Origin of the sequence: uncultured Dokdonia sp., assembly GCF_947496725.1 — a bacterium.
Classification (GTDB): Bacteria; Bacteroidota; Bacteroidia; order Flavobacteriales; family Flavobacteriaceae; genus Dokdonia.
In genome coordinates this window covers 79,212-91,962 of the sequence record NZ_CANMDS010000005.1, presented here as the reverse complement: position 1 = coordinate 91,962, position 12,751 = coordinate 79,212, and the positions used below count along the sequence as shown (strand labels likewise).

The 12,751-nt window shown below is 38.5% G+C and carries 9 protein-coding genes; 6 read left to right on the top strand and 3 right to left on the bottom strand.

Annotated features, from left to right (window positions below):
* The first annotated feature begins 1 nt into the window (after nt 1).
* The 5 genes from Q0948_RS11690 (at nt 2) to Q0948_RS11670 (ending at nt 6,838) form a co-directional block, all read left to right on the top strand.
* Nucleotides 2-3,247: a VCBS repeat-containing protein gene (locus Q0948_RS11690; protein ID WP_298352798.1), complete on the top strand. Its 3,246-nt coding sequence runs from the start codon at nt 2-4 to the stop codon at nt 3,245-3,247.
* Nucleotides 3,247-4,602 (top strand): vanadium-dependent haloperoxidase, encoded by a 1,356-nt coding sequence (locus Q0948_RS11685; RefSeq protein WP_298352795.1) that lies wholly within the window; start codon nt 3,247-3,249, stop codon nt 4,600-4,602. Before Q0948_RS11690 ends, Q0948_RS11685 begins: the two co-directional genes overlap by 1 nt.
* A gap of 9 nt (nt 4,603-4,611) precedes the next feature.
* On the top strand, nt 4,612-5,502 hold the full coding sequence (locus tag Q0948_RS11680; RefSeq protein WP_298352792.1) for a GyrI-like domain-containing protein: 891 nt from the start codon (nt 4,612-4,614) through the stop codon (nt 5,500-5,502).
* 1 nt (nt 5,503) lies between these two features.
* The gene (locus Q0948_RS11675) at nt 5,504-6,073 is read left to right on the top strand and encodes a pentapeptide repeat-containing protein (protein ID WP_298352789.1); all 570 of its coding nucleotides are present in this window, start codon (nt 5,504-5,506) and stop codon (nt 6,071-6,073) included.
* A 159-nt stretch (nt 6,074-6,232) separates the two neighbouring features.
* On the top strand, nt 6,233-6,838 hold the full coding sequence (locus Q0948_RS11670) for a DUF4230 domain-containing protein (protein WP_298352786.1): 606 nt from the start codon (nt 6,233-6,235) through the stop codon (nt 6,836-6,838).
* 13 nt (nt 6,839-6,851) lie between these two features.
* Here Q0948_RS11670 and Q0948_RS11665 read toward each other — a convergent pair whose 3' ends face one another.
* The 3 genes from Q0948_RS11665 to Q0948_RS11655 form a co-directional block, all read right to left on the bottom strand.
* Nucleotides 6,852-9,146, bottom strand: a complete 2,295-nt coding sequence (locus tag Q0948_RS11665) for a glycoside hydrolase family 65 protein (protein ID WP_298352783.1) — start codon at nt 9,144-9,146, stop codon at nt 6,852-6,854.
* Nucleotides 9,147-9,208: 62 nt separating this feature from the next.
* Complete coding sequence (gene pgmB, locus Q0948_RS11660) at nt 9,209-9,865, bottom strand: beta-phosphoglucomutase (protein WP_298352780.1); 657 nt, start codon at nt 9,863-9,865, stop codon at nt 9,209-9,211.
* Nucleotides 9,866-9,947: 82 nt separating this feature from the next.
* Nucleotides 9,948-10,988 (bottom strand): LacI family DNA-binding transcriptional regulator, encoded by a 1,041-nt coding sequence (locus Q0948_RS11655; RefSeq protein WP_298352777.1) that lies wholly within the window; start codon nt 10,986-10,988, stop codon nt 9,948-9,950.
* Nucleotides 10,989-11,194: 206 nt separating this feature from the next.
* Here Q0948_RS11655 and Q0948_RS11650 point away from each other — a divergent pair, with 206 nt between their 5' ends.
* Nucleotides 11,195-12,739 (top strand): glycoside hydrolase family 32 protein, encoded by a 1,545-nt coding sequence (locus tag Q0948_RS11650; RefSeq protein WP_298352774.1) that lies wholly within the window; start codon nt 11,195-11,197, stop codon nt 12,737-12,739.
* Nucleotides 12,740-12,751: the final 12 nt, after the last annotated feature.

Below are 12,751 nucleotides of genomic sequence, written 5' to 3'. Positions count from 1 at the left end.
TATGAGAAGAGGTGCACTAGTACTTTTATGGATGGCACTTATCATTGTCTCGTGTACACGCGAGACTGTAGATGAGAGCCCGCCGCTTTTCAAAACTCCATCTGGACACAGTACTGAAGTCACCTTTGCAAATACACTTGCAGAGAGCGATTCCCTTAACATACTAGATTACCTCTACTTTTATAATGGTGGTGGCGTAGCTGTGGGTGACATTAATAATGACGGCCTACAAGACATTTACCTATCTGGCAACCAAGTACAAAACAAACTCTATCTCAACGAGGGTAATCTCAAGTTTACAGACATCACAACTAACTCCAAAACTGGAGGAAATAACTCTTGGAGTACCGGTGCTATTATGTTTGATGCAAATGCAGATGGATACCTAGACATCTATGTGCGTGCTGTGGTGGGTATAAATGATTTCTCTGGTCACGATGAGTTATTCATAAACAATGGTGATGGTACTTTTACAGAACAGGCAGAAGCCTATGGACTTGATTTTAAAGACTACGGGACTACAGCCGCAGTGCTAGATTATGATCTTGATGGAGATCTAGATATTTATTTACTCAACCACGCCATACACACAGAGTCCTCTTTTGGCAAAGCATCCCTACGCAACAAGCGTACAGAAAAGACAGGCGACAAACTTCTCAGAAACGATGGTAACCACTTTACAGATGTAAGCGAGCAGATGGGTATTTATGGTGGCATAAATGGCTACGGCCTCGGCATTTCGGTGGCAGATTTTAATCAAGATGGATGGCCAGATATCTATGTGGGTAATGATTTTCACGAAGATGATTACTACTACATTAATGAAGGAGGTGTACGCTTTCGCGAAAGCTTAAAAGAACACTTTCCACACACCTCGAGATTCTCAATGGGTAATGACAACTCAGATCTTAACGGTGATGGCTTCCCAGATATCATCTCATTAGATATGCTTCCAGATGATGAAGTTGCTCTTAAAGCGTCTGAAGGCGATGATAATATCCAAACGCAAAAGTTACGCACAGAACGCTTTGGGTATCACTACCAGTTTACCCGTAATATGCTTTTTGTAAATCAACCGGGATATCAATTTAAAGAGCAAGCACTATCTTCTGGAATTGCTGCTACAGACTGGAGCTGGAGCGCTCTTTTTGCAGATTTTGATCACGATGGTGTACAAGATTTATTTATTGCAAACGGTATTCCTAAGCGACCTAACAATCTAGATTTTATAAACTTTATCTCTAGTGATAAAATTCAAAATCGCATTAACGAGTCCCGATTGCTGGATAATGAAGCTCTAGACCTTATGCCCAGCGGGGCAACACCAAACAGGTTATTTAAGGGTGGTGGAGATTTGAACTTTAAAGATAAATCACAGACGTGGCTAGCATCTCAACCATCTGTTTCTGGCGCATCTGCCCTTGCAGATTTAGATAACGATGGGGACCTAGACATTGTAGTTAATAACATAAACAAAGAAGCAACGCTCTACATCAACCAGACAGATACTACGGCTACATCTGTCCAACTCAAATTTGAGTACACAGCTAAGAATCCTTTTGGGATAGGTACTAAAGTATTTGCATATGCAGGAGGTAAGACCCAGTACAAAGAGCTCTATACAGCCAGAGGATTTCAAGCATCGTCACAGCCTCTTGTGCATTTTGGCTTTCCTAAAAACACGACTATTGATTCTCTCAAGGTTATATGGCCAGATAACACGTATCAAACTGAGCGTAACATAACTACTAATTCATTGGTAAAGCTGTCGCCACGGGCTTCAACACCTTTTGATTACCATAGTTTATTGCCAAAAAATGAAAAACTCTTCTCAAAAACACCAGGAAATCTAGGCATAGATTACACACACAAGGAAGATGATTATATAGACTTTAACCGTCAAAAATTAATTCCTTATCAACTTTCAGATCGGGGTCCAGCTACCGCAGTGGGTGATATAAATAATGATGGGGTGGATGATATTTATTTTGGTAGTTCAAAATTTACTTCGTCTCAAATATACTTGGGTGGAGATTCCGCTTTCGCGAAAGCGTATATAGAACCCTTAAAAAAACAGAGTAAAACCGAAGACAAAACAGCAATCATTCAAGATGGTAAAATTATAGTAGGCACCGCTGGCGCAGATTTTTCGGCTACTAATACTGCACTAGGTGATTATATCTTAAAACTAGATGATAGCCTGTCAAAGCAACCTCTCAACTTACTAGGCAACACTTCTGTTATCGCTCCAAATGATTATGACAATGACGGTGATATGGACTTGTTTATAGGTCATCAAGTAATTACTGGCGATTTTGGCACAGCACCAGAAAGTGTGCTCCTCAAAAACAACAATGGCAAATACACTGTAGATAAAAATAACAACCTAGGTAATATAGGTATGGTTACAGATGCCGTGTGGACAGATCTTAACGATGATAACCAGAAAGATCTCATTGTAATAGGTGAATGGATGGAACCTCAATTTTACATTAATAATGATGGCGTGCTTTCTAAAGAGAAGTTAACAACAGAGATGCTTACTGGCTTATGGCAAACCATAGCGCCTTTAGATATAGATGATGATGGTGATCTGGATTACTTGCTAGGCAACTGGGGAACTAACAGCAAGTTTACAGCTACAGAAGGTGAGCCGCTCAAAATGTACCACGCAGACTTTGATAACAACGGTCAGACCGAAACACTGGTTGCTACTGCTAGAAATGGAGACTACTACCCTATTCAAAATCTTCCTGAACTAGCGACACAACTTGTATCTCTTAAAAAGAAATACAGTACAAATAATGATTTTGCCGGTAAAACTATCTCAGAGATTATAGCTGCCAAGAGTTTATCTAAGGCTCAAGAATTAAATGTTACCACTCTAAAGTCTGGATACTTAAAAAATGAAAAAGGTTCCTTTACTTTTGTACCTTTCCCATCATCATTACAAGTTGCTCCTCTACTAGATTTTGTAGTGTTTGACTTTACTAATGATGGAAAAAAAGAGGCCCTCGCTGGTGGAAATTATTTTGGCACAAAACCGTATCACGGTAGGTTAGATTCTTTTTCTGGTGCTCTTATAAAATCAGAGCAAGAAATAATAGATGGATATACCCTAGGCTTAGATTTTGCTCAAAAGTCTGTTCGTAAGCTATCTATCATAACACATAATAACATAAATTACCTGCTCGTTACATTTAATAATGAACCAGCACAGGTATATACAATAGAAACTACACAATAATGAAAACACAGTACACACTCATAGTCCTACTTACTGCTTTAATTACTTTAAGCTCTTGTTCAAAAAAGAGTGAGCCTATTGTGATTACACCAGATCACTTTCATAATGCGATAGATAAAGTTACAGAAGTAATTATACACGATATCTTCTCACCTCCAGTAGCTAGTAGAATTTATGCATACCCTAATATTGCGGCCTATGAGATACTAGCTGTAAATAACCCATCATTTACATCACTTTCTGGCCAGCTTACAAACTTTACAGCCATCCCAGCGCCAGCAAAAGATGCATCTATTAATTATGAGCTTGCAGCGCTAGTAGCACATATGGATATGAGTAAACGCCTTATATTTTCTGAGCAAGATATAGAGGTATATAGAGATAGCCTTTATTCAGGATGGCAAGAGCTTAATGAAGAGGAGTTTGTACAGTCAAGAGATTATGGCCTACAAGTGTCTAATCATATTGCAGCGTGGATGGATGGTGATAATTACAAACAAACTCGCACAATGCCTAAGTTCTCTGTGCGTTCTGACGAGCCTTCTAGATGGCAACCTACACCACCCGCTTATATGGATGGAATTGAACCACACTGGAATAAAATAAGACCATTTGTAATTAATGCCGCAGACCAGTTTAAGCCTGTACCACCACCAGCATTTTCACTAGAAAAAGACTCAGATTTTTATAAAGAGCTTAAAGAGGTCTATGACATAAGCCAGCAAATCACAAAAGATGGAGACAACTCTGAGGAGATTGCCATAGCACAGTTTTGGGATTGTAATCCTTATGTATCTGTTACACGAGGTCACTTAATGTTTGCTACAAAAAAGATAACCCCTGGTGGTCACTGGGTAGGAATCACAAAAATCGCCTCAAAAAAAGCAGGCCTAGATGTAGTACATACTTTGCACGCCTATACAAAAACAACCATAGCAATGTATGACGCTTTTATCTCTTGTTGGGACGAGAAGTACCGTTCTAATTTAATACGTCCAGAGACGCTTATAAATGACCACATAGATGACTCTTGGAAGCCTATTTTACAAACACCTCCTTTTCCAGAGTACGTAAGTGGTCACTCAGTAGTTTCTGGTGCTGCGGCAGAGAGTCTTACTAGTATTTTTGGGAATAATTTTTCTTTTAATGATGATACAGAGATTGCATACGGCCTACCTATACGTAATTTTAAATCGTTTAGAGCTGCGGCTCAAGAGGCAGCTGTAAGTCGTATGTATGGTGGTATACACTACCGCGCTGCTGTAGACGTAGGCCTTAATCAAGGTAAAGATCTAGGTAAATTTGTAGTATCAGAACTTGATATGAAAGTAGAAACAGCAGTTTCTGTAAACTAATAATTGTTTATGAAAAAGGTAATTATACTTGTCGCAATACTGTTAGTAGTTTTTTGCGCCTGGTTCTTGTTCATAAAACCAGGAGACTTTACAGCAAAGTTTAAAGCCAAAACCACTTTAGGTACTATAGAACAATCTATAAAGAACTGGAAAGAAGGTGCTATCACAACAGATGTACAACTAGGAGATGAGCATACACAACTTACTCAAGAGTTTAATGTACAAGACTCAACACATATCTATAAGTGGCATATTAAAAAAATAAACGACTCTCTATCTCAAGTCACCGTGCACGTTACAGACCCAGCACACTCATTAAATAATAGATTGCAAGGACTTTTTAAAAACACAAACTTTAAAAAAAGTGCAACTGCAACCGTACTACAATTTAATGAGTTACTGCAAGACCATTTAGACAGGATTACAGTGAGAGTTATAGGTCAAGAAGAGCTACCTGCAAAGTTTTATGCATATACAGAGGTAGAAGAATTACAGATACTTAAAGCTGGTGGTATGATGAGAGACATAAGCCACTTACAGAATACAATGGCTCGTTATGATGTTACCCTAGATGGACGTCCATTTGTACAAGTTACAGACTGGAACCGTAAGACAGACAGCATAAAGTATCGCTTTGCCTTCCCATTAATTAAGAGCGACTCACTTCCTCAAGTAAAAGATATAAAGTACGGAGAAAGACCAGCAAAAAAAGCTCTTAAAGCCATTTATAACGGTAATTATATTACATCAGACCGTGCCTGGTATGCCTTACTTAACTATGCAAAAAGCAACAACATTAAGGTAGACCCTAAGCCTACCGAAGTATTTCATAATAATCCAAATATGGCTGGAAACGAGAGTAGCTGGAAAACCGAAGTTTATATGCCTATAATAGATTAATATGAGCTCTTATTATGATGATCAAGAGTTTACAGGTATAAACTATACCCAGCAACCCTTTAAAAAAGGAGAGTATGATAATTGCACATTTATGGAGTGTAATTTTGAAAACCTTCATCTCTCAAACAGCACCTTTTTAGAGTGCACATTTATAAATTGCAACCTCACAAATGTAAAGTTTGGTGGTACTAGTCTCAATCAAGTTTTATTTGACGGCTGTAAACTGCTAGGAGCAGATTTTAGTGTTTGTAATATATTTATGTTGGAATTACGCTTTCGCGAAAGCGTTCTAAACCTCTCAAACTTCACCGCATTACCACTTAAAAAAACAACTTTTCTACACTGCCCTATGGCCGAAGTGGATTTTACTAACGCAGACCTAAGCGAGGTAGTATTTACAGAGTGCCTTCTCACGGGATCTACATTTGAGCAAACTAGATTACTTAAAGCAGACTTTACAACTGCTATTGACTACAAGATAGATCCCACAAAGAATATGCTTAAAGGAGCCATCTTCTCAAAAAACAACCTATCAGGCCTCTTACAATCAACCGGAATAATTATTAAATAATGTTTAATTAGGGGCATTTACCCCTACCTAAAACTTAAAGAAGCAATTACATTTACACCATTAGAATGAGAATCGAAATTGGGGGATTTAGAAACTCATTAAAGCCGCACTTACGTGCGGCTTTTTATTTTATGTACCTTGGTTATATAATAAACTATTATGCGTAAAATACTTTTTGGGGCAGCTCTTGCACTTGTGATTGTTTTTGGTGTGCGTTATTGTGAACACACAAAAGATGAAAGTGAGCAACTTAGAACAAACAGCGCGCTCATTGAGGAACAAATAAAAAACGTGGGAAAACTCATCGTTACAGAAGGTAACTATGCCCAAGTTTTTACCTATGAAGATTCAAAAAAATTCTATGTAGATGTACTTTCTGCTACAAAAAAGGCACTAGTAGTCGTAAATGCCGAAGCAACTATCGCTTACGATCTTTCTAAGGTTGCTACAGAAATTGATGAACTCACAAAGACAGTACGCATTACCTATATCCCAGAACCTGAGTTGAAGATTAATCCTAATATAGAATATTATGATGTGCAACAAGACTACCTCAACCAGTTTAATGCTCGAGATTATAATATCATAAAATCACGCGTGCAAAAAGGGCTTGAAAAGGAAGTAAAAAACTCTACCCTTTACTCAAATGCACAAAACAGACTTATCTCAGAACTTTCTAAAATATACTTTCTTACTAACTCACTAGGGTGGACACTTGAATATAATGGGAATGCAGTTACAGATAGTACACCTATAAAATTATAGGCTTACCAGCTCTTTAAGCTGGTAATACCTCTCTCTTTTCTCCGTTTACAAGAATACTTAAGCCTTCTCCACTCACCAGTGTAAAGTTGGTTGCATTATTAGCCACTTCTACTTTTAAAATCTGGCCTCTAAAATTTACTTTAAAACTGTAACCCGTCCAGGCATTAGGTATTTTAGTATCAAAAGATAACGTGTCATTCTTTACACGCATCCCTCCAAAGCCTTCTACCACACTCTGCCAAGTACCCGCCATACTTGTAATATGTAGTCCCTCTTCTACCTCCTTATTATAATCATCAAGATCTAAGCGTGATGTACGTAAGTAAAACTCATATGCTTGATCCATCCTACCTAATTTTGCAGCTTGTATAGCGTGCACACAAGGAGATAATGAACTCTCGTGTACGGTAAATGGCTCATAAAAATCAAAATGCTTTTCTAGTTGCTCCTTAGTAAAGTGGTCTTCAAAAAAGTAGAACCCTTGTAACGTATCTGCTTGTTTTATGTATGGTGAGCGCAGTATGCGGTCCCAAGACCATTTTTGATTAATAGGTCGGTTTGATTTTGGTAAATCTGCTACGGTGATTAATTCCTTATCTAAGAAACCATCTTGCTGTAGGTACACTCCATTTTCTTCTGAGTATGGAAAGTACATCTGCTCTGCAGTAGACCTCCAAGAAAGCATCTCATCATAAGACAGATGCGTTTTTCCAGAAATACGTGACCAATCTTCTTTGGCAGTATCTCTTAGCAACTCTGCTTGTTCAAAAGCATACTCTAGACACCACTTTGCGATGTAGTTTGTAAACCAGTTATTATTTACATTATTCTCGTACTCATTAGGACCTGTAACTCCTAGAATCACGTAAGCGTTCTTGGCCTTAGAAAATGTCGCCCTCTGTCTCCAGAATCTCGCTACACCTATAATTACCTCAAGCCCCATTTCTGGAATGTAGCTCGTATCTCCTGTATAACGCTCGTAGTTATATATAGCATAAACCATAGAGCCGTTACGGTGTATCTCTTCAAAGGTGATTTCCCACTCATTGTGACATTCCTCCCCGTTCATAGTAACCATAGGGTATAGTGCCGCTCCATTTGTAAAACCTAGTTTTTGAGCATTTTCTATAGCCTTATCTAGCTGGTTATACCTATAAGTGAGTAACTGTCGTGCAACACTTTGATCTTTGGTAGCCATATAAAATGGAATACAATAAGCCTCAGTATCCCAGTAAGTAGAGCCTCCGTATTTTTCGCCAGTAAACCCTTTTGGGCCTATATTGAGACGGCTATCTTGCCCTGTATAGGTTTGATTAAGATGAAAAATATTAAAACGTATACCCTGCTGTGCTTTTGTGTCTCCCTCAATTGTGATGTCAGACATCTCCCAGGTTTTTGCCCAGGCTTCCTTTTGAGAAACTAGCAAAGCATCATATCCTAAGCCTGTTGCTTTATTTAGTACATCTGTTGCTACTGCTACGAGACCATCTTTATCGTGATTAAGACTACTTAAATAACCTCCTATTTTTTGTATGGCAAAGGTCTCTCCTTTGGCAACATCTGTCTCATACTCGTGACCTACGTAAGTTGCAGTTTTTTGAGAACGCTTTCGCGAAAGCGTAATCTCATCCCCCTCTATAAAAAGCCTGTTTTGCATCATCGTACATACGTGAAACTCCGTCTTCATAGTATGTGCGGTGATGAAAGCCATATCATCATTTTCTGAAACTTCTAGCGTGTTCCAAAACTTGTCATCCCAGTTAGAATCTTCATTAGTGATACCGCTATCTAAATACGGCTCATAACTTATTGTAGCGTCTACATTAATAGGTGTCACTTCGTATTTAATGGCACCTACCTCATCCATCTCCATACTTAAAAAACGTGTTGCTTTTACTGCAATATCAACGTCATTTTGTAGGGTGGCTTTAAAACTTCTGTACAATACACCAGCTTTCATATCAAGCTCACGACGAAAATCTTTTATCTCTTTACAGGTATGTAAATCCAGACTCTCTCCGTTTACTGTGACTTTAATACCTATCCAGCTAGGCGCATTGAGCACTTTTGCAAAGTACTCTGGATACCCATTTTTCCACCAGCCTACGCGGGTTTTATCTGGGTAATACACACCTCCTATATAACTTCCTTGAAAGGTTGCGCCACTATAATCTTCTTCAAAATTTGCGCGTTGCCCCATTGCACCATTACCTAGCGCCATAAGACTCTCTGATGATTTTACGTTATTTGGGTTCCATCCATCCTCTATAATGGACCAATCATTTGGAGTGATATAATCTATATGCATATTATGGTAGTCTTACGTATGAGCTTGCCTCATACTTGATGATAGTTGTAGTTAGATTAAATTTATGCTTCTATGAGTTCTAGAAGGAAAGCATTACTCATCCCTGTAAAGTCTTTAAAAACATAGTTTGCCTCGTGCAGCACGTCTTGCTCTCCTATACCTATGCTTATCATACCTGCGCTGTTTGCAGCTTGTATCCCCGCAATAGAGTCTTCAAAAACGATACAATCTGTACGTTCAATTTTTAAAGCTTCTCCTCCTTTTAAGAATACTTCTGGATCTGGCTTTGCTGCTGTCACATCATTACCATCTACAATCGCCTGAAATTTATCTAATAAATCAAGCTTAGTTAAGATAGGTCGTGCATTTTTACTTGCACTCCCTAGGGCAATACCTTGATTTTTTTCTTCTAGAAAATCGAGAACTCTGACTACATCTGGTAAGATCTCACTGTCATCCATCCCTTTGATGTACTTAAGATACTCTTCATTTTTCTGGATGAGCCACCTGTCTTTTTGTTCTTGAGTTGCATCGTATGAAGCTAGATCTAGTAGTATCTCTAGCGATCGCACACGACTTACCCCTTTAAAAAGTTCGTTTTGCTCTTCTGTGAAGTCAAAATTCATCTCTTTGGCAAGGTTACGCCAGGCGAGATAGTGAAATTTTGCAGTGTCAACTATAACTCCGTCTAGGTCAAAAAGGAATGCTTTCTTTTTCAATTTTAATATGTTTTCGGTCATCAGAGCTGTTTAGTTATAACTCGATGTGTTTGTATTCAATTTTCGCGAAAGCGTAATAGCCCTATTTTACTCTCTTTGTGCTCTCACGCTCTATGAGACTTGTATCTATATATGCGGTAGTATATTGCTCTACCTCTTCTTCTGGTCGCTCTAGTTTATTGATAAGTAACTCTGCTGCCTTACGACCCATTTCTTCTCCGTGCTGGCTTACTGTAGTGAGGCTAGGTACAAAGTGTTGAGATAACTCACCATCTGAGAAGCTCACGATACTCACATCTTCTGGAATGCTTTTGTCTGCCTCCATAATATATTTGGCAGCGGTGACAGCAAAAATTTCATTTATCGTAAATACACCGTCTATGTCCTTCCCTTTTAAGAAATGTTTAATACGTGCCTTTGCCTTATCATTGAGCTCATCTATAGCATCTAGTTTTAAAATGAGGTCTTTATCTACCTCAATTCCGGCAGACTCAAGGGCTTCCATATATCCTTTAGTACGTAACTTTCCTATGGTGATATAATCTTCTGTAGTAATGATGGCTATCTTTTTACAGCCTGTTTTAATCAAGTGGTTTACGCCTAGCTTTGCCCCCTCGCGGTCATCTATAAGAACTTTATCACAAGGTATCTCATCTACTATACGGTCAAACATTACAACAGGCATTCCTTGATCAATAGCCTCTGTGAGGTGTCTAAAGTCGTCCTTTTGCATTGTTTCTTTTGATAAAGAAAGGATAAATCCATCTGTACTACCATTTGCAAGTAGCTCCATATTAAGGACCTCTTTATCAAAGTCATTATTAGAAAGGGTGATAATCACATTATAATTATGCTCTCTCGCCATTTGCTCAACCCCACGTATTACAGTGGTAAAAAAGTGATGCACTATTTGCGGTATAATAATCCCGATGGTGCGCGTCTTCCTGTTTTTAAGACTTAACGCGATATTATTAGGCTTATAATTATACAGCTTTGCAAAGGCTTTAATCTTCTGGCGTGTGTCTTCACTTATCTCTGCACTATCACGCAGTGCTTTTGAGACAGTAGAGATAGAAACATCAAGTTCTTTGGCAATTAATTTTAAGGTGAGTTTTCTTTTCATAATGGTATCGTAAAAATAGGCTTACTAAAAGCTATAGTACAATTTAAACAAATCCTTTTGGGTACGAAAACGATGTATTCTTAATAAGTTATTATATTTATTATCAAAATGTGAATTTTTGCCCTATTTTAGGATGGTTTAAATAGCATTTAGATCATTTTAAATTAATCTACTTGTTCAATTTATGTCTAAAAACTAGTCAAAAAATGAAGCAGCTTCTTATCATTCTTGCACTTTTTACTCTTATAGGTTGTAAAGAAAAAACAACTCCTGTAAACGAAGTGGCAGTGGTAGAAGACCGCTTTCGCGAAAACTATCGCCCTCAATACCACTTCACTCCTCCCACAATGTGGATGAATGACCCAAACGGGCTTTTACACCACAACGGCACTTATCACTTATTTTACCAGCATTACCCAGAAGACATTGTCTGGGGGCCTATGCACTGGGGTCACGCCACCTCAAAAGATCTTATCTCTTGGGAGCACAAACCCATTGCCTTATATCCAGATGAGCTAGGTCTTATATTTTCTGGTAGCGCTGTGATGGATATACATAACACCTCTGGCTTAGGGACAAAAGACAACCCTCCTATGGTTGCTATTTTTACCTATCACCTTATGGAGGGTGAAAAAGCGGGACGCAAAGATTTTCAAACTCAGGGTATTGCTTATAGTCTAGATGAAGGTGAAACCTGGAAAAAATACAGTGGCAACCCTGTTATAAGTAATGACGGAAACATCAAAGATTTTAGAGATCCTAAAGTATTCTGGGATGAAAATACTGAGCAATGGGTGATGACACTTGTCGCTGGCGATCACGCCAAATTTTACAGTAGCCCAAATCTTAAAAACTGGACTCTTATGAGTGAGTTTGGAAAAAACATAGGAGCTCACGGCGGGGTCTGGGAGTGTCCAGACTTATTTCCGCTCCAAGTTGAGGGACGCGATGAGACTAAGTGGGTCTTAATTATAAGTATTAATCCTGGTGCGCCAAATGGTGGATCGGGAACTCAATATTTTGTAGGTGACTTTGACGGGACCACCTTTACTACAAACCAAAAGGAAATAAAATGGCTAGACTATGGTACAGATAACTATGCCGGCGTTACCTTTAATGGACTACCAGATACAGAACGTACATTTATAGGCTGGATGAGCAACTGGAACTATGCCCGTGACACTCCTACAGAAGCGTGGCGTAGTGCAATGACGCTTTCGCGAAAGCTTACTCTTCATAAAAACAAGACTAATGGCTTTTACCTTAAAAACTATCCCGTCACCTCTCTAGATGAATATGCCTATGCAACCGTAGTACACGATACGATGAAGAATGGAATGTCTCTCTCTAGTAAAAATTATAACGAGCAACGCCTAAATTTTAAAATACCCGGTAAACTAGATGACTTTAAACTCAACTTTACAAATATCAATAAGGAATCAGTAAAATTTGGTTATAACAGCAACACAAAGAGCTACTATCTAGACCGGAGAAAATCTGGCGTTGTAAGCTTTGAACCATCCTTTGGCGATAAAGTTCACACAGTACCAGCCATTATTGACAGCCCTACTGATGTAGCTTATAGTATTGTAATGGATGCATCATCTATTGAGGTTTTTATAGATGGTGGGAGCACTGTATTTACAGATCAAATTTTTCCTACCACACCGTTTACCGCACTCACATTTACAAGTGAGAATGCTACAATCGCAAATTTAAAAGTGAGTAAAATAAAACGAATATGGAAGTAGTGTAAAAGCACG

Coding starts and splice junctions, on each gene's coding strand:
- Q0948_RS11690 (WP_298352798.1), top strand. CDS start 2: ATGAGAAGAGGTGCACTAGTACTTTTATGGATGGCACTTATCATTGTC.
- Q0948_RS11685 (WP_298352795.1), top strand. CDS start 3,247: ATGAAAACACAGTACACACTCATAGTCCTACTTACTGCTTTAATTACT.
- Q0948_RS11680 (WP_298352792.1), top strand. CDS start 4,612: ATGAAAAAGGTAATTATACTTGTCGCAATACTGTTAGTAGTTTTTTGC.
- Q0948_RS11675 (WP_298352789.1), top strand. CDS start 5,504: ATGAGCTCTTATTATGATGATCAAGAGTTTACAGGTATAAACTATACC.
- Q0948_RS11670 (WP_298352786.1), top strand. CDS start 6,233: ATGCGTAAAATACTTTTTGGGGCAGCTCTTGCACTTGTGATTGTTTTT.
- Q0948_RS11665 (WP_298352783.1), bottom strand. CDS start 9,146: ATGCATATAGATTATATCACTCCAAATGATTGGTCCATTATAGAGGAT.
- Q0948_RS11655 (WP_298352777.1), bottom strand. CDS start 10,988: ATGAAAAGAAAACTCACCTTAAAATTAATTGCCAAAGAACTTGATGTT.
- Q0948_RS11650 (WP_298352774.1), top strand. CDS start 11,195: ATGAAGCAGCTTCTTATCATTCTTGCACTTTTTACTCTTATAGGTTGT.